Annotated in this window: 15 protein-coding genes and 1 riboswitch; of the genes, 3 read left to right on the forward strand and 12 right to left on the reverse strand. The window is 72.7% G+C overall.

The features are described from left to right. Nucleotides 1-23: 23 nt before the first annotated feature. The 10 genes from ACQP17_RS14970 to ACQP17_RS15015 all read right to left on the reverse strand — a co-directional run bounded on the left by ACQP17_RS14970 (nucleotide 24) and on the right by ACQP17_RS15015 (nucleotide 12,017). Nucleotides 24-1,358: a class I SAM-dependent methyltransferase gene (locus tag ACQP17_RS14970; RefSeq protein ID WP_433856753.1), complete on the reverse strand. Its 1,335-nt coding sequence runs from the start codon at nucleotides 1,356-1,358 to the stop codon at nucleotides 24-26. 199 nt (nucleotides 1,359-1,557) lie between these two features. Next, complete coding sequence (locus ACQP17_RS14975) at nucleotides 1,558-2,946, reverse strand: NAD(P)/FAD-dependent oxidoreductase (RefSeq protein WP_249634100.1); 1,389 nt, start codon at nucleotides 2,944-2,946, stop codon at nucleotides 1,558-1,560. A 452-nt stretch (nucleotides 2,947-3,398) separates the two neighbouring features. Next, entirely contained in the window at nucleotides 3,399-4,424 is a 1,026-nt protein-coding gene (locus tag ACQP17_RS14980) for an exopolyphosphatase (protein ID WP_433856754.1), read from the reverse strand. Beyond that, the gene (locus tag ACQP17_RS14985; protein ID WP_433856755.1) at nucleotides 4,421-4,978 is read right to left on the reverse strand and encodes a DUF501 domain-containing protein; all 558 of its coding nucleotides are present in this window, start codon (nucleotides 4,976-4,978) and stop codon (nucleotides 4,421-4,423) included. The genes ACQP17_RS14980 and ACQP17_RS14985 overlap by 4 nt, the downstream gene beginning before the upstream one ends. Before the next feature lie 98 nt (nucleotides 4,979-5,076). Next, entirely contained in the window at nucleotides 5,077-5,529 is a 453-nt protein-coding gene (locus ACQP17_RS14990; protein WP_433856756.1) for an FtsB family cell division protein, read from the reverse strand. 158 nt (nucleotides 5,530-5,687) lie between these two features. Beyond that, the gene (gene eno, locus ACQP17_RS14995) at nucleotides 5,688-6,974 is read right to left on the reverse strand and encodes a phosphopyruvate hydratase (RefSeq protein WP_433856757.1); all 1,287 of its coding nucleotides are present in this window, start codon (nucleotides 6,972-6,974) and stop codon (nucleotides 5,688-5,690) included. Between the two features lie 336 nt (nucleotides 6,975-7,310). Continuing rightward, on the reverse strand, nucleotides 7,311-7,985 hold the full coding sequence (locus ACQP17_RS15000) for a transglycosylase family protein (protein WP_433856758.1): 675 nt from the start codon (nucleotides 7,983-7,985) through the stop codon (nucleotides 7,311-7,313). A gap of 7 nt (nucleotides 7,986-7,992) precedes the next feature. Further along, a riboswitch (cyclic di-AMP (ydaO/yuaA leader) is annotated at nucleotides 7,993-8,159 on the reverse strand. Nucleotides 8,160-8,410: 251 nt separating this feature from the next. Further along, complete coding sequence (locus ACQP17_RS15005) at nucleotides 8,411-9,394, reverse strand: transglycosylase family protein (RefSeq protein ID WP_433856759.1); 984 nt, start codon at nucleotides 9,392-9,394, stop codon at nucleotides 8,411-8,413. A 301-nt stretch (nucleotides 9,395-9,695) separates the two neighbouring features. Continuing rightward, nucleotides 9,696-11,054, reverse strand: coding sequence for a cytochrome P450 family protein (locus tag ACQP17_RS15010; protein WP_433856760.1), 1,359 nt, complete (start codon nucleotides 11,052-11,054; stop codon nucleotides 9,696-9,698). Between the two features lie 87 nt (nucleotides 11,055-11,141). Then, nucleotides 11,142-12,017, reverse strand: a complete 876-nt coding sequence (locus tag ACQP17_RS15015; RefSeq protein WP_433856761.1) for a LysR family transcriptional regulator — start codon at nucleotides 12,015-12,017, stop codon at nucleotides 11,142-11,144. 235 nt (nucleotides 12,018-12,252) lie between these two features. Here ACQP17_RS15015 and ACQP17_RS15020 point away from each other — a divergent pair, with 235 nt between their 5' ends. After that, nucleotides 12,253-13,416 (forward strand): MFS transporter, encoded by a 1,164-nt coding sequence (locus ACQP17_RS15020; RefSeq protein WP_433859911.1) that lies wholly within the window; start codon nucleotides 12,253-12,255, stop codon nucleotides 13,414-13,416. 6 nt (nucleotides 13,417-13,422) lie between these two features. On the opposite strand, the gene ACQP17_RS15025 is transcribed toward ACQP17_RS15020, so the two are convergent. Next, a complete protein-coding gene (locus tag ACQP17_RS15025; RefSeq protein ID WP_433856762.1) occupies nucleotides 13,423-14,448 on the reverse strand; it encodes a nucleoside triphosphate pyrophosphohydrolase in 1,026 nt (341 codons plus the stop codon). A 92-nt stretch (nucleotides 14,449-14,540) separates the two neighbouring features. Beyond that, complete coding sequence (locus ACQP17_RS15030; protein ID WP_364878452.1) at nucleotides 14,541-15,179, reverse strand: SurA N-terminal domain-containing protein; 639 nt, start codon at nucleotides 15,177-15,179, stop codon at nucleotides 14,541-14,543. A gap of 288 nt (nucleotides 15,180-15,467) precedes the next feature. Between ACQP17_RS15030 and ACQP17_RS15035 the strand changes: the two genes are divergently transcribed. Both ACQP17_RS15035 and ACQP17_RS15040 read left to right on the forward strand, forming a co-directional pair. Beyond that, nucleotides 15,468-17,021, forward strand: coding sequence for a DUF2079 domain-containing protein (locus tag ACQP17_RS15035; protein ID WP_433856763.1), 1,554 nt, complete (start codon nucleotides 15,468-15,470; stop codon nucleotides 17,019-17,021). A gap of 17 nt (nucleotides 17,022-17,038) precedes the next feature. Beyond that, a complete protein-coding gene (locus ACQP17_RS15040; RefSeq protein ID WP_433856764.1) occupies nucleotides 17,039-17,575 on the forward strand; it encodes a chloramphenicol phosphotransferase CPT family protein in 537 nt (178 codons plus the stop codon). The last annotated feature ends 4 nt before the right edge of the window (nucleotides 17,576-17,579 follow it).

A 17,579-nucleotide genomic window follows, 5' to 3' on the forward strand; every position in this document is an offset into this window, starting at 1 on the left:
GGGAGCGGGCGGGCGGCCGCCGTTCAGGCGCCGGGCGCGGCCGGGTGCCAGGTGCGCGCCCGCAGCGGCTGTCCCGCGTCCCCGGCGTCCGGTGTGCGCACCGCCAGCACCTGGTTGACGCCCAGGCGGTTGCGCTCGAAGGACAGCGCGCAGGCGGCCATGTACAGCCGCCACACCCGCGCCCGCCCCGGGGAGGTCAGGCGCACCGCCCGGTCCCAGTGCTCCTCCAGGTTGGCGACCCAGCGCCGCAGCGTCAGCGCGTAGTGCTCCCGGATCGCCTCCACGTCGCGCACCTCGAAGCCGGCGTCCTCCAGCTGGCCGACGGTCCGGCCGAGCGGGGCCAGTTCGCCGTCCGGGAAGACGTAGCGGTCGATGAACTCGTCGACCCGGTAGGCCTCCTCGTCGACGACCGGGCGCCGGGCGATCTGGTGGTTGAGCAGCAGCCCGCCGGGCTTGAGCAGGGAGTACAGGGCGTCGGCGTACTCGGCGTACTGCGTGCGGCCGACGTGCTCGGCCATCCCGATCGAGGAGATCGCGTCGAACGGCTCGTCGTGGATCTCGCGGTAGTCCTGCACCCGGATCTCGATCCGGTCGGCCAGCCCGGCCTCGGCGATGCGCTTGCGGGCGAAGGTGGCCTGCTCCTCGGAGAGCGTGATGCCGACCGCCCGCACGCCGTACTCGCGGGCCGCGTGCAGCACCATCGAGCCCCAGCCGCAGCCCACGTCCAGCAGCCGCCGGCCCTCGCGGAGACCGAGCTTGCGGCAGATCAGGTCGAGCTTGTCGCGCTGTGCGTCCTCCAGGGTGAAGGCCCCGGCGTCCTCACCGGTCCCCCAGTACGCGCAGGAGTAGACCATGGACGGTCCCAGCACCAGGGCGTAGAAGTCGTTGCCGACGTCGTAGTGGTGGCTGATGGCCGCCTTGTCGCGGCGCAGCGTGTGCAGCGGTCCGCGGCGCCGTCTGACCTCTTCCACCGGCGGGGCGGGCGGCACCGGGGCACCGGCCAGGGCCAGCAGCTCCCGGGCGGCGGCACGGATCTCCGGGCGGGCCAGGGCGCGCAGCACGGCGGCGCGCTGCGATCCGCCGCCGTCGGGGCGCTCCCAGATCAGTCCGGCGAGCAGATCGAGCGCGGCGTAGAGGTCGCCCTCGATGTCGAGGTCACCGGCCACCCAGGCGCGGGCCAGGCCCAGCTCGCCCGGCTTGAACAGCATCCGGCGCAGCGCGCGGCGGTGGCGGATGACGAGTGTGGGCGCCCCCGGCGGGCCGGACTCGCTACGGTCCCAGGCGCGGATGCGCACCGGCAGCGGTGCTCCCAGCACCTCCTCGGCGAGCTTGGTGAGCCGTCCAGCGGCGTCGGCCATGTCGCACACCTCCGTGTTGACGAGTCGGGCAAAAAAGTTTCACCCACCACGTAAACGCCAATGGGGCGCCCGGTTAGTCCCGTTCGCACGTAAGGGAACCGCAAACTGGCCGCTTTCCGCCAGAGTGGACACGCCAAAGGGCGCCCGCCCCACGGATGGCGGACGCCCTTCGGGCTGGTCGGAGTACCCGACCGGGGATTCAGGAAGCCTTGGCCTTCGCCTTGTCGGCGTCGGCCGCGGCGGCCGGAGCGGGGGCCGGCTTGGCCGCCTCGTAGAACTCCTCGCGGGGGTTCTCCATGGCGCCGAGCGAGACGACCTCGCGCTTGAGGAACATCGCCAGCGTCCAGTCGGCGAAGACCCGGATCTTGCGGTTGAACGTCGGCATCGCCATGCCGTGGTACGCGCGGTGCATGTACCAGGCGAGACGGCCCTTGAGCTTGATCTTCATCTTGCCCATGACGATCATCGCGACGCCCTTGTGCAGGCCGAGACCGGCGACCGCACCCTTGTTGGCGTGGCTGTATTCCTTCTGCGGGAAGCCGCGCATCCCGGACACCACGTTGTCGCCGAGGATCTTGGCCTGCCGCAGCGCGTGCTGCGCGTTCGGCGGGCACCAGGCGTTCGGGTTGCCGGCCTTGCGGCCGACCAGGTCGGGTACCTGCGCGTTGTCGCCGGCGGCCCAGATGTAGTCGGTGCCCTGCACCTGGAGGGTGGCGGCGGCGTCGACGTGGCCACGGGGGCCGAGCGGCAGCCCGAAGCGGGACAGCGCCGGGTTCGGCTTGACGCCCGCGGTCCACACGATGGTGTTGGAGTCGACCTCGAGGCCGTTGTTGAGCTTCACGTGGCCGTCGACGCAGGAGTCCATGCCGGTCTTGAGGTAGACCTCGACGCCACGGCTTTCGAGGTGCTCCTTGCCGTACGCGCCGAGCTTGGGACCGACCTCGGGGAGGATCTTGTCGGCGACGTCGACCAGCAGGAAGCGCATGTCCTCGCGCTTCACGTTGTTGTAGTACTTCGCGGCGTCGCGGGCCATGTCCTCGACCTCGCCGACGGTCTCCGCACCGGCGAAGCCACCGCCGACGAAGACGAAGGTCAGCGCCTTGCGGCGGACCTCCTCGTCGGTCGTGGAGTCGGCCTTGTCGAGCTGCTCCAGCACGTGGTTGCGCAGGCCGATGGCCTCTTCCACGCCCTTCATCCCGATGCCGTTCTCGGCCAGGCCGGGGATCGGGAAGGTACGGGAGACCGCGCCCATCGCGATGACCAGGTAGTCGAAGGGCAGCTCGTACGCCTCGCCGACCAGCGGGGCGATCGTGGCGACCTTGCGGTCCTGATCGATGGTGGTGACCCGGCCGGTGAGGACCTCCGCCTTGGGCAGCACACGTCGTAGCGGCACCACGACATGGCGGGGGGAGATGCTGCCGGCTGCAGCTTCAGGGAGGAAGGGCTGGTACGTCATGTACGAGCGCGGGTCGACGACCGTGACGGTCGCCTCGCCGTACCGCATCTGCTTGAGAATGCGGCGTGCCGCGTACAGGCCTACGTACCCACCGCCTACGACGAGGATCCTGGGACGCTCCGTGGTGCTCATGCAATCGAGTATCCACCCCCACATGGGGGGTCGCTCGTGAGCCCCTTCACAAGCACCCGGAGGGCATCTGCTACACTCCGCCGGCTTCGTGACCGACGCCATAGTTCAAGAGGGAACCACCGTGCCACACAAGGCGTTGGAGACCCCTGTTGATCAGGGATTGTCGGTCCCGGGGCGACTGGACCACGACCTGCGCAGGCCCCTCACCAACTCCCCGGACGCCGCGCATTCTCCGGGTCGAGAAGCCCTGGAGCCTTCGAATGAGGGTCGGACGATCGGATTGTTCGTCCAAGGAGCGGTTTTTTCATGTGAAGGATTTCACGAACTTTCTCCGCGGACCCGTCCGCGAGAGCCTCCGGGGACCCCGGAATCGCGCTCGGACGGGCACCCCACCCGCTCAAAGGGCAGGCCGGCAGAGGCCGTTGCCGGCCCCTGCCGCACCGCGCGCCGACTCAGCCGGCGAGGCTCCAGGCGATGCCGTCCAGGATGTCGTGCTCGCTGACGACGACCTCCCGGGCGCCCACCCGCTCCATGATCGACAGCAGCACCAGCGCGCCCGCGGCGATCACGTCGACCCGGCCCGGGTGCATGACGGGGATGGCGGCGCGCTCGGCGTGCGTGGAGGACAGCAGCCGGTCGGTGGTCTCGCGGACCTGTGCCAGCGGGATCCGGGAATGGTGGATGGCCGCGGAGTCGTAGCGCTCCAGACCCAGCGCGATCGCGGCGACCGTGGTCACCGAGCCGGCCAGGCCCACGAGCGTGGCGGCCTCGCCCAGCGGCACGGTCTGCTCGGCGTGGTCCAGCGCGGCGGCGACATCGGCCTTGATGGCGTCGATCTGCTGCGCGGAGGGCGGGTCGGTGAGCGGGGCGGGCGAGGCGCCCTCCGGGGCTCCCCGGCCGGCGTCCGGGTCGTGCAGGTGCCGCTCGGTCATCCGCACGCAGCCGATGTCGACAGACCGGGCCGCGCGGACGGAGCCGTCACCGAGGACGAACTCGGTGGAGCCGCCGCCGATGTCCACCACCAGGAAGGGCCGCTCCAGGCCCGACCGTCCACCGCCCTTCGCGGGAAGACGCTCCGCGTCCGCGCTCCCGGTCGCGCTCAGCTCCTTGGTGGCGCCCTGGAAGGAGAACTCCGCCTCCTGGTCGCCGGTGATGACCTCGGGCTCGACCCCCAGGATGTCCACCACGCCGCGGACGAAGTCGGCGCGGTTCTCCGCGTCGCGGGAGGCGGAGGTGGCCACGAAGCGGACCTGCTCGGCGCCCAGGTCCTTGATCACCGCGGCGTACTCGCGGCAGGCGGCGAAGGTGCGCTCCAGCGCCTCGGGCGCCAGCCGTCCGGTGCGGTCCACGCCCTGGCCGAGCCGGACGATCTGCATCCGGCGGTCGAGGTCCTTCAGCTCGCCGGTCGCCGGGTCGCAGTCCGCGACCAGCAGCCGGATGGAGTTCGTACCGCAGTCGATGGCGGCGACCCGCTTCACGTGGCGTCTCCTTCGGGGGCGTCCTGGGCTCCGGTGTCCTGGCAGGGGGTCACGCACGGCCCCTTCTTCCACCACTCCGGGAGCATCGCCAGGGCCTCGTCACCGAGCGGGTTGACGCCCGGCCCGGCGGCCAGCGAGTGGCCGACCAGGACGTGCAGGCACTTGACCCGGTCGGGCATGCCGCCGGCGCTCGGGAAGCCCTGCAGCACCTCGATGGCGTCCCGCCGCCGGATGTAGTCCTCGTGCGCCGCGCGGTAGGCGGCGGCAAGCTCCGGGTCGGCCGCCAGGCGCTCGGACATCTCCTTCATCACGCCGTTGGCCTCCAGCGTGCCGATCGCGGAGGCCGCGCGCGGGCAGGTGAGGTAGTACAGCGTGGGGAAGGGCGTGCCGTCCTCCAGGCGCGGCGCCGTCTCGACGACATCCGGCCGGCCGCAGGGACAGCGGTGCGCGATGGCGCGCAGCCCGCGCGGCGGGCGGCCCAGCTGCTCCTTGAAGGCGGCGATGTCCGCGGCGGTGGGCTCGGTGGGCTCGGTCTGGGGCGGGGGGGTGTCCATGTGCGCTTTCGGTGAGGTGAGTGGTGGGCGGGGCGGGCGTGCTGCCGTCCCGGGTCCGACAGTACGGGGCGGCGCCCGCCGGCGGTACGGGCCCGGCCCTACCGCTTGTCGGCCGAGTCGACGGCGTCCCAGAGATTCTCGTACCAGGGGCGCTGCGCGGCCCGCGGCCCCTTCGGTGCGGAGCCGGTGCCGGAGCCGTCCTGGACGAGGTAGCCGGTCTCGCCCGGCATGACGTAGTGCAGGTGGCGGCGGGCCTGCTGGCGGACGTACTCCGGGTCCTGCCAGCGGGCCTGCTGCTCGCGCAGCCGCTCCAGGGCGGCGCCGGCCTGCTGCGCGCGGTGGCGCTGGTCGGCGATGTCGGAGCGCTGGGAGACGTACTGCCTCATCGGGTAGGCGAGCGCGACGACCAGCGAGCACATCACCAGGGCGAGCAGAGCGGCGCGGCCGGTGAGGCGGTTGCGGCGGGGCGGGCGCGCGCGGTAGACGCGGGCGGCGGCCTGTTCGCCGAGCGCCTTGAGTCGGGTCGCGGTCGAGAACCGGTCCGCGGGCACGTCGTCTCCCCTTCACTGACGGACGCCTGACTGCTGAAGCAGACGCGTCCCCGGCAACGGTACGGGACCGTTGCCGGGGACGTACGGGGTGCCGGGCGGTTGCCTCGCCCGTTCAGCCCCTGCCGCCGCGATCGCCCGCGGCGGCGGGGCGCCGTGGGTCAGCCGCCGTGACGGAACCGCGGGAAGGCGGAGCGGCCGGCGTAGACCGCGGCGTCGTCGAGGATCTCCTCGATGCGCAGCAGCTGGTTGTACTTGGCGACGCGCTCGGAGCGGGCCGGGGCGCCGGTCTTGATCTGGCCGCAGTTGGTGGCGACGGCGAGGTCGGCGATGGTGACGTCCTCGGTCTCACCGGAGCGGTGCGACATCATGCACTTGAAGCCGTTGCGCTGGGCCAGCTCGACGGCGTCCAGGGTCTCGGTCAGCGAGCCGATCTGGTTGACCTTCACCAGCAGCGCGTTGGCGGAGCCCTCCTCGATGCCGCGGGCCAGGCGCTCGGGGTTGGTGACGAACAGGTCGTCGCCGACCAGCTGCACCTTGGCGCCGAGCTTGTCGGTGATGACCTTCCAGCCGGCCCAGTCGTCCTCGAACAGCGGGTCCTCGATGGAGACCAGCGGGTAGGCCGCGACCAGCTCCTCGTAGTACTCGGTCATCTCGGCGGCCGAGCGGGTCTTGCCCTCGAACTGGTACGAGCCGTCCTTGTAGAACTCGGAGGCGGCGACGTCCAGCGCGAGCGCGATGTCCTGGCCGGGGGCGTAACCGGCCTGCTTGACGGCCTCCAGGATGAGGTCGAGGGCCTCGCGGTTGGAGCCGAGGTTCGGGGCGAAGCCGCCCTCGTCACCGAGGCCGGTGGACAGCCCGCGCTCCTTCAGGACCTTCTTGAGGGTGTGGTAGACCTCGGCGCCCCAGCGCAGCCCCTCGGAGAAGGACTCCGCGCCGATCGGGGCGATCATGAACTCCTGGATGTCCACGTTGGAGTCGGCGTGCGAGCCGCCGTTCAGGATGTTCATCATCGGCACGGGCAGGACGTGCGCGTTCGGGCCGCCGAGGTAGCGGAACAGCGGGAGGTCGCTGGCCTCGGAGGCGGCGTGCGCGACGGCGAGGGAGACGCCGAGGATGGCGTTGGCGCCGAGCGAGCCCTTGTTGTCGGTGGCGTCCAGGTCGAACATGGCCTGGTCGATCAGCCGCTGCTCGGTCGCGTCGTAGCCGACCAGCTCCGGGCCGATCTGCTCGATGACGGCCAGGACGGCCTTCTCCACGCCCTTGCCGAGGTAGCGGTTCGGGTCGCCGTCGCGAAGCTCGATGGCCTCGAAGGCGCCGGTGGAGGCACCGGAGGGCACGGCGGCACGGCCGGTGCTGCCGTCGTCGAGGCCGACCTCGACCTCGACCGTGGGATTACCTCGCGAGTCGAGAATTTCGCGGGCTACGACGACGTCGATGGACGGCACGTTGTCTCCTTCGTGGGTGTCTGGAGTTCTCCGGCACGAGCCTAACGGCCCCGGGCACGTGAGCTTGCCCTTGGCCCGCTCCGTGGGACGGAAATACGGCAGGAAGAGCCCAAAGGCCCTGTTCACGGGACCTTTGACCGCATTGCTCGCGCACCGGCCGACGCCGTGGAACAGTGCCGGTCAGCGGCCTGTGCCGGCGGTGGATCCCCCGGGGCGGCCGGGGTGTGAGAAACCCCGCCGCGGCGCGCCGGGGGGTAGGGCGCGCCGGACGGGGTTGTCTCACGGAGGAAGCGGGCCCGCCGCTCGGGCCGGCAGGAGTTCCGGTGAGGAAACGGCTCAGACGTTGAGCTTCTGGCCCGGCATGATCAGGTTCGGGTTGCCGCCGATGACCGACTTGTTGGCCTCGTAGACCGACTTCCAGTTGGTGCCGTGGGCCTTGGCGATCTTGGCGAGGGTGTCGCCCGCCTTCACGGTGTAGTTGCCGTGGCCCAGCGACTTGCGCTCGGTGGAGCGCGAGGCGCGCTTCTCGGGCGCGGCCGGGGCCTTCTTCGCCTCGGGCTTGGCCTCGGTCTTGCCGGAGTCCTGCTGCGGGGCGGACTTCGTCTGGGAGCCGGAGGTGTCGACGTTCGCGGCGGGACCACCGGCGGTCAGGTTGCCGGCACCGGCGCAGGACCAGGCACCCGGGCCCTGGATGGCGAGGAGCTTCTCGGCGGCGGCGATCTGCTGGCTCTTGGAGGCCTGGTCGGCGCGCGCCGCGTACTGGGTACCGCCGGCGGCGGCCCAGCTGGAGTTCGAGAACTGCAGGCCACCGTAGTAGCCGTTACCGGTGTTGATCGACCAGTTGCCGCCGGACTCGCACTGGGCGACCTTGTCCCAGGTGGAGACCGAGGCGGCGGAGGCGGAGGTGGCGCCCATCAGCGGGACGGCCACGGCCGCACCGGCTATGCCGGCGAGGGTGGCGACGCGGACGGCCTTGGAGGGACGACTGTGCTTGCCTTTGTTGATCAGCATGGTTCGTTCGTTTCCTCACCGACGCCTGCGAGGTGAGCTGTCGGGTTCGGGCTGTGAGTGGCCCGGCCGTGTGCGCATCGCACGTGGCTTCACCCCAAGCCGGTCGCCCGCTTCCGCGGACGGGGCCGGCACTTACCTTGGTTCCCCCGCTCCTGCCTACGGCGCTTGCGCGTCAACTGCCCCCGGTCACCGGCAGGATTCGGCGTGCGACCGGAGGGCCCGCTTTGGCGAGCGGTCCTGACGTTAAGCAGCAACCCCCGTGGTGTTCAAACCCCACCATCTGCGCCAAGTTGACCGATTTCGATCACGACCGGGACACATCTCCGCAGGTGGGGCCCGGTGCGCCGGGGGTGGACGGTCCCGGGCCCCCTGAGGTCAACGAGACCCTTGTCTCACTTTCACCAAAGGGGGCAAAGGGGGACGAACTAGCCTGCGTTCTGCCCGAGATCGAGCACCTGGCCCGGCTGTATCAGGTCCGCGTCGGAGCCGATGACGCCCTCGTTGCGGTCGTAGAGGGCGGACCAGCCGCCGGCCAGCCGGTGGGCCGTGGCGATGGCTGACAGGCTGTCACCCGGGCGCACGGTGTAGTCGCCGCCGGCCGCCGGGCCCGACCGGTGCGCCTCGCCGCCCCGCGAGGCCCGTCCGGCGTCGTCACCCTGGCCGTCCTGGCCGTCCTTGCTGTTCCGGTCGCCCTGACCGTCCTGGCCGCTGTTGCCGCCCTTGTGGTCCGTGCCGCCGCGGTGCTTGCCCCGGGCGGGCGTCTCCCGCGGCGTGCCGGTGGTGTCCGGGCGGCTGCCGGCGTCGGACGGGTCGGCGGACGGCGAGGGGTCCTTGTGCCCGTCGCCGGACGTCGCCGGGCCGGACGGATCGGGCGTGCCGGACGGGTCGTCGCCGTGGCCGGAGTCCGGGGAGGCGGGCGAGGGCGTCGGCTCGTCGGACGGCCCGGTGCCCGTGTCGTCGCCCGGCTCGTCCTGCCCGTCCGTGGCCGGCGAGCCGTCGTGCATGCCGGACGAGCCCCAGGGGTCCGTGGTGTCCGCGCCGTCGGACGGGTCGGGCTCCGGGGTGCTGGTGCTGCCGGGGTTGACCTCCGGCGCGCGGCCGTCGCGGGCCAGCCCGGCGTCCGTCGCACAGCTGGTCCACACGCCCGGGCCGCGGTGGTCGAGGATCGACTGGGCCACCACGATCTGCTGGGCGCGGCTGGCGAGGTCGGGGCGCGAGGCGTAGGCGGAGCCGCCGTACTTGTCCCACATCTCCTGGGTCAGCTGGAGGCCGCCGTAGTAGCCGTTGCCCGCGGCCGCGCTCCACTCCCCGCCGCTCTCGCACTGGGCGACCTTGTCCCAGGTCGTGGTGTCGGCGGCGTGGGCGCCGCTCGCGCCGAGCAGCGGCAGGGCGATGCCGGCGCCGGTCACTCCCGCGGTGACAAAGATGGCCGGTGCCTGACGGGGGCGACGGTGTCGGCCGTTCCCGGAACGCATGCGGATGCCTTTCGCGCGGTGGAGTTGTCGGACGAATCCGACGGACTTCCGGCCGGGGCGGGCAGGGCAGCACCAATACACCGGTTCACCGCTCCCCCGCTTCGGCCGATCGAATGAAGCCCGTCGATCGTCGGTCGAAAGGTAGCCGGGGTCACGGGTAGTCACAAGTCGGTGTAGCGCAGATCACGCGATGGTCACGCGGCTGACGCGCTGTCAAATATGGGCTTACCGCTGGTCAGGGACGCTCGGGCGAGAACTCCACCGGCAGCGACCGCAGTCCGCGCATGATCAGCCCGCCGCGCCAGCGCAGCGCGTCGGGTTCCGCGGCGAGACGGAGGTCCGGGAGCCTGGTCAGCAGCGTCGCCAGCGCGGTCTGTCCCTCCAGGCGGGCGAGCGGCGCCCCCAGGCAGTAGTGGATGCCGTGCCCGTATCCCAGGTGCTGGTTGTCCCGCCGGGTCAGGTCGAGGACGTCGGGCTCATCGAAGCGCGCCGGGTCGCGGTCGGCGGCGGCCAGCACCACCAGGACCGGGTCCCCCGCGGCGATCCGCTGCCCGCCCAGCGTCAGTTCCTCGGTCGCGAACCGCCAGGTCGCCAGCTCCACGGGGCCGTCGTAGCGGAGCAGTTCCTCGATACCGGTGGCGAGCAGGTCCGGGTCGCCGGCCTCGATCGACTTCTGCAGCAGCTCGCGCTGGGCGGGGTGGCGCAGCAGCGCGTAGGTGCCGTTGCCGATGAGGTTGACGGTGGTCTCGAAGCCGGCGAAGAGCAGGATGAACGCCATCGCGGCGACCTCGTTCTCGGTGAGGTGCTCGCCGTGGTCGGAGGCCCGGATCAGCGCGGAGATCAGGTCCTCGCCGGGCTCGGCGCTGGCCCCGAGAGTTGCGCGCTTGCGGTGGATCAGCTCGGCGAGATAGCCGCGCATCTTTTTCACGGAGCGGGCGACGCCGCCGCGCGGTCCCCCGCCGTGCCGGATCATCATGCCCGCCCAGTCGCGGAAGTCGTCCTGGTCCTCGGGCGGGACGCCCAGCAGATCGCAGATCGCGTAGATGGGCAACGGGAAGGCGAACTCATGGATCAGATCGGCCTCGCCGCGCTGCGCGAAGCCGTCGATGAGCCGGTCGGTCAGCTCCTGGACCCGCGGGGCGAAGGCGGCGACCCGGCGCGGGGTGAACGCCTTGGAGACCAGCCGGCGCAGCCGGGTGTGGTCCGGGGGGTCGATGTTGAGCAGATGCGTCATCAGGTTGGCGCTGCGCTCCCCCGGGATGCCGACCTTGCCCTTGCCGTGCGCGGACTCGCTGTGGTGGACCGGGTTCTTGGACAGCCGGCCGTCCGCCAGCGCCTGGCGCGCCTCGGTGTAGCGGGTCACCAGCCAGGCCTCGACGCCGCTGGGCAGCCGGGTCCGGTGCACCGGCGCATGCTCCCGCAGCCAGGCGTACGCCGGATACGGATCGGCGGCGAACTCCCAGGTGAATAGCTCGGGGGCGGGCCCGGGAGCGGTCTTGGCCGCGGATCCGGAGGCCGCTTCGGCTGCCGCTGCGACGGGGCAGCCGGCGGGGGCGTCGGCGGCGGTATGGGGCTGGTGGGGCTCATGGGGCACCTTCCGACCGTAACCGGTGGGCGCACCACGGCGCGCCCGCACACCGGCCGGGGCCCGCACACCGGCCGGAGCGCGGTGGGCCCTCCCCTACTCCGGGTCCACCCCCAGCGCCGACAGGAACGCCAGTGCCGCCGGCGAGGGCCCCCGGGCGCTCCACACCACCCGCTCGGTCCGCTGGGGCGCCGGCCGGACCCGCACCGCGTGCAGCCCGGGCAGGCCGGCGGCCATCGGCTCCGGCACCATGCCGATGCCCAGCCCGGCCCGCACCAGCTTCGCCAGGAACTCGACCGTGGTGACCTCGTACGCCACCTCCGACTCCAGGCCCGCCGCGCGGAACGCGTCCTCGCGCTGCCGGCGGGCGGCGGATCCCGCCGTGAAGTCGACGAAGGTCTCCCGCGCCACCCGCGCCAGGGTCGTCCACTCCCGCTCGGCCAGCGGATGCCCCGGCGCCACCACCGCGACCAGCTCGCTGCGCGCCAGCTCCTTCTCCGCCACACCGGGGTTGCGCGCACCGGGCACCATCCCGATGAAGGCGACGTCCAGTACGGCGTCGCGCACCTTGTCCACGAGGGTCTCGGTCATCTCCATCTGCAGCCGGATCTGCACCCGGGGGTAGCGGCTGCGGAAATCGCCCAGCACCCGGGCGAGGTCGACGGCCGAGACGGTGGAGATCGCCCCCACCACCAGCCGGCCGCGCACCTCGCCGGTGGCCGCCGCCACCTCGGCGCGGGCCCGATCGACGGTCTGCAGCGCCTGCCGGGCGACCGGGAGAAAGGCCTCACCGGCGGCGGTCAGCCGGACGCTGCGGCTGGTCCGCTCGAAGAGCCGGGCGCCGAGGTCCTTCTCCAGCCGGGCGATCTGATGGCTGAGCGCGGACTGCACCACCCGGCAGCGCTCGGCGGCGCGGGTGAATCCGCCGGTCTCGGCCACCGCCACCACATAGCGCATCTGCTGCAGTTCCACACTTACCGACCTTAGACGACATCCATCTCATTTCACGATGGGTCTCATGAAAACGATGTGTTGGACTCATTATCTTGTGTCGCCCAGGGTGGAAGGTGCCCGTGGCCGTCGTGGCGGCAGGTGAAACAGGAGAGACAGGGGAGGGCACGTCGTGGAGACCACGCAGCGCACGGAGCCGGCCACCGGGAACACCTCGGCGACCGGACCGGGACTGGGGCGCGGCACGCTGCTGCTGATGTCGGTCGCCACCGGACTGTCCGTGGCCGGCAACTACTTCGCCCAGCCGCTGCTGAACGTCATCGGCCACGATCTGGGGCTGTCCACCTCCACCGCCGCGCTGGTGGTCACCGTCGCCCAGGTCGGCTACGCGCTCGGGCTGCTGCTGCTCGTGCCGCTCGGCGATCTGCTGGAACGGCGCCGGCTCGCCGTCACCCTGACCGCGGCCACCGCCGTCTTCCTGACCGTCACGGCGAGCGCCCCCAACGCCGCCCTTCTGCTGACCGGCACCGCGCTGACCGGCCTGACCTCCGTCGCCGCCATGGTCGTGGTGCCCTATGCGGCGACCCTCGCGGCCCCCGCCGAACGCGGCCGGACCGTCGGCACCGTCATGACCGGGCTGCTGCTGGGCATCCTGCTGGCCCGCACCGCCGCCGGGCTGCTGGCCGAGGTCGGCAGCTGGCGCACCGTGTACTGGGTCAACGCGGTGCTGATGCTGATCATGGCGCTGCTGCTGCGGCTCAAGCTGCCCACCCTGCGCACCCCGGCCGGGCTGCGGTATCCGGCGCTGCTGCGCTCCATGCTGGGGCTGTTCGCCCAGGAGCCGGTGCTGCGCCGGCGGGCGGCGCTCGGTGCGCTGATCTTCGCGGGGTTCAGCGTGCTGTGGACGGCGCTGGCGTTCTTGATGTCCGGCCCGTCCTACGGCTGGCAGGAGTCCGCCATCGGGCTGCTGGGGCTGGTGGGCGCGGCCGGCTCACTGTCCGCGTCGGCCGCCGGGCGGCTCGCGGACCGCGGTCTGGTGCACCACGTCACCGGTGCCGGGGCGTTCCTGCTGCTGGGGTCCTGGGGTCTGCTGGCGGCCGGCGGGGCGGGCGGCGGCTGGTCGCTGGCGGCGCTGCTGGCCGGGGTGATCGTGCTGGACCTGTCGGTCCAGGCGGTGCACATCAGCAACCAGAACATGGTCTTCGGGGTCCGCCCCGAGGCCCGCAACCGCCTCAACTCCGTCTACATGACCAGCTACTTCGCCGGCGGCGCCGCGGGCTCGGCGCTGACCTCGGTGGTCTGGGGCACGGCGGGCTGGGGCGGGGTGTGCGTCCTGGGGGCGGCGCTCGCGGCGGTGACGGTGCTGGTCTGGGCCGCGGATCTGCTGCGGCGCCGGGCCCCCCGGCTCAGCGGCGGCTGACGGTCCTCACGCGGTGCCGCGCTCCGCGGCCAGCACCGCGTCCCGGTAGGCGCGGGCGGCCGCCCGCAGTGCCGCCTCGGGGTCGACCCCGTCGGCCTCGGCCCGTATCGCCATCGCCAGCAGCTCGTAGCCGATCCCGTGGCCGGACGGCACGGCGACCTCCAACCCGGCCGACCGCGCCCGCGAGGCGAGCTTCGCCGTGAGGGCGAGACCGGGCTGGGCCAGCGGAACGCCCTCGGTCACCGACTCCCGCTGCTTCTCCTCGGCCTTCGTCCGCATCCAGTGCGCCCGCACGTCCTCCGGGGTCGCGGCGTCCTCCTCCCCGAAGACATGGGGGTGGCGGTGGATCAGCTTGTCCACGATCGTGCCCGCGACCTCGTCGACGGAGAACGGCTCGTCGGGATCATCCTGGGCGATCCGGGCGTGGAAGACGACCTGGAGGAGCACGTCCCCCAGCTCCTCGCGCAGCTCCGCGCGGTCGCCCGACTCGATGGCCTCGACCATCTCGTAGGCCTCCTCCAGGCCGTACTTGGCGAGGTCCTCGTGCGTCCGGATGCTGCTCCACGGGCATTCGGCGCGGATCCGGTCCATGACCTGGACGAGATCGAGGAGGCGGGCGCCCGGCAGGTCGTAGGAACCGGGCAGCAGCTCCAGGTCGGGCATGGTCTCGCGGCCGGATCCGGCCAGCCGGGCCAGGCCGTCGGTCAGCGCGCTCTCGCCGTCCGCGGAGGTCAGGACGACGGCGGTGCGCGCCCCGGACACGCAGTGGTCGACCAGCTCACGGGCGGTGGGGGACGCGGTCTCCACCTCGATGCCGGCCTCCCGCAGATACGGCAGCTGCGGATGGCCGGCATCGGCGCACAGCACCCGCCCGGCCGCGCGCAGGACCTGCCACGCGGGCCAGGACAGCAGACCGGGCGCGACCCGGTGGCTGGTGGTGAGCAGGACCAGGCGGCCGGTGCCGGTGCCCTCGGGGCGGGCGGCGGCGCCGGTGTCGGCGGCGGAGGCGGAGGCGGAGGCGTCAGCGTTCACGCCTCGAACGTAACGCACCGCACCGACAACGCCCGGCGCCGCCCGCCGAAGGCCCCGGCCGACGCCCCCGCCCCCGCCGTACGCCCCGCGAATCAGGCCTGTTCGCCGGCGGACGCCTGGGTGATCCAGGGGTCCTTGGTCCGGCCGAGGATGACCTGCTGGTCGTCCCATGTGCCGAAGCGCGGATTGACGTCGATCCCCAGGGAGCGGGAGGTCTTGGCCAGCGCCCGGGCGAGCTGCTGCTGGCCCTGCGGCGTGCCCCGGTCCACGCCGAGGTGCCGGGCGACGCCGTCGAGCAGCAGCTGATTGCGGACCATGCCGTCGATCTCGTCGGGCGCGATGCCCTGCTGGAGCCACATCTCCCGCAGCCGCCCCGCGCCGCCGGCCTGCCGCTCGGCCGCGGCCCGCCAGCGCTGGACGTCCGCGCGGTCGGCCGTCACCCCGGCGTCCCGCGCGCTGCGCGCCAGCACCCGGTCGAAGATCATGCCGTTGAGGGTGGCCAGGCTCAGCCGGCCGGTGTTCCGCACGAGCTGACCGCCCTGCGGGGTCTCGGCCTGGGCGGCGCGCACGTCCTTCACCTTCGCCTGCAACTGCGAGACGGTGATCCGCTTCCCGTCCACGATGGCCGCGGCGCCCGGATGCGCGGCGTCCCCGCAGGCGGCGAGCAGAGGAGCCGCGACCAGCAGCGCGGCGGTGGCGGATACGGAGAGCGCTGTCCTACGGCGGAACACATGGCCTCCCGGCAGATCGTGCGACGAAGTCTCGACCTTGGTGGATCGATGCTATGGAGTCGGCGTGGCCTGAGCCACTGCTTCGGGCAACGATCTGGGGCGGGCCGGGTTTCTCGGCCGCGCACCGCACCGCCCCCTGCGGGGAGGGGCCGCCCCCGGGAACGGACCCGTCCGCCCCCGCGTCTGAGTCACTGGCACCCGGGGCGGCGGGTGCGAGGGCCGGCGGCAGGGCGGGGGCAGGGCGTCGGTTCGAGTATCTTTTCGAGCTGGGGGAGAGTGAGGGTCCGCATGAACACGGCCGCAGCAACGGCTGGGGATGCCCCGGGTCGGATACCGGGGGGCGATGCCCTGACCGGTGTCGTCGTACCGCCGCAGCGGACGGAGTCGCCGGACGGGCCGCTGCACACGCGCGCCGGTGACGGCGGGCCGCGGGGTCCGCGGGACCGGCTGCGGAGCGCCGCGCACCGGCTGCGCACCCGGACCGCCCCGCTCCGGCGCCCCCGCCTCGACCCGTACTGGACCGCCGGATTCTTCTTCCTCGCCTACGCGGTACTGGCGCTCTGGCGCTTCCGCACCCTGTCCACGTCCTCCTGGGACCTGGGCATCTTCGAGCAGGCGATACGGGGCTACGCCCACTTCGGGGCGCCGATCGTGGACCTCAAGGGGCCGGGCACCAACATCCTCGGGGACCACTTCAGCCCCGTCCTGGTCGTACTCGCCCCCCTCTACCGGCTGTTCCCGTCCTCACTGACCCTGCTGCTCGCGCAGGCCGCGCTGTTCGCGCTGTCGGTGCTCCCGGTCACCCGCGCCGCCGCCCGTTCCCTGGGCCGCCTTCCGGGCCTGGCCATCGGCGTCGCGTACGGACTGTCGTGGGGCGTGCAGAAGGCCGTCGACTTCGACTTCCACGAGATCGCCTTCGCGCTGCCGCTGATCGCCTTCGCGCTCGAAGCGGTGCTGCGCGGGCGGTGGACCGCGGTGGTGTGCTGGGCCGCGCCGCTGGTGCTGGTCAAGGAGGACCTCGGGGTGACCGCGGCCACCATCGGCGCGCTCGCCCTGATACGGACCCGCCGGGCCGGCCCGCTGGCCATCGCACTGGTCGCCTTCGGCCTCAGCGCCACCGCCGTGACCCTCGGCGTGCTGATACCCGGCTTCAACGGCTCCGGCTCCTACGACTACTGGAGCAAGTTCGGCGCCGAGGGCGGCGGCGCGGCGATACCCCTGGCCACCGCCCTGCGCACCACCCTGTGGGCCCTGTTGCCCACCACCGGCCTGCTCGCGCTGCGCTCCCCCCTGCTGCTGGTCGCCCTGCCCACCCTGGGCTGGCGCTTCCTGTCACACGAGCCGCACTACTGGGGCACCGACTGGCACTACAGCGCCGTGCTGATGCCGGTGGTCTTCCTGGCGCTGGTCGACGCGCTGCCACGGATACGGGTCTCCACCCGCCCCCGGCTGCGCTCCTACGCCCACCATCTGCCGGCCGCCGTACTGACCGCGTCCCTGGCGCTGACGACCACGCTGCCGCTGGCCCGCCTCACCGAGTCCGCCACCTACCGCACCCCGCCGGACGCCGTCGCCGCCGAGAAGCTGCTGGCCCGGATACCCGACGGCGCCACCGTGGAGTCCGACATCCGGCCGCTGAGCCGGCTCACCGGCCGCACCCGGGTCTTCTGGACCGGCGACACCGGGCGCCTGGCACCGGACTACGTCGCCGTGCAGCTGCCCACCGACCGCACCCCGCACCAGGCCCTGGCGGACGCCATGGCCCGCCATCCCCGCTCCACGTACGTCCTGTTCGGCTCGGCCGGGGGCCTGCTCGTATTTCACCGGACATCCGCCCGCTGAGCGCGTACGGTGCCGCGATGACCACCGACGTGATCGTCCTGAACGGCGGCTCCAGCGCGGGTACTTCCACCCTGGCCCGGGCCCTGCAGGACACCCTCCCCCACCCCTGGCTGACCTTCGGCGTCGACACCTTCGCGGCCGCCCTGCCGCCCGCCCTGATGGACTCCCCCGACGGACTGGTGCTCGCCCCCGACGGCACGGTCTCGGCCGGCCCCGCGTTCCGCGCGCTGGAGACCGGCTGGCTGCACGGCATCGCCGCGATGGCCCGCGCCGGCACCGGCATCATCCTCGACGAGGTCCTCCTGAGCGGCGGCGCGGGACAGGACCGCTGGCGCCGGGCCCTGGACGGCCTGACGGTCCTGTGGGTCGGCGTGCACTGCGACCCCGCCACCGCCGCCGCCCGCGAACTCGCCCGCGGCGACAGAGTGGTGGGCATGGCCACCACCCAGGCCGCCCTTGTCCACCAGGGCGTCGACTACGACCTTGAGGTCGATACGACCTCGACGTCTCCTGCCGCGTGTGCGCAGCTCATTGCTTCCCATGTTGCCGGGTGATCCG

Origin of the sequence: Streptomyces kronopolitis (genome assembly GCF_050953795.1) — a bacterium.
GTDB lineage: Bacteria > Actinomycetota > Actinomycetes > Streptomycetales > Streptomycetaceae > Streptomyces > Streptomyces kronopolitis_A.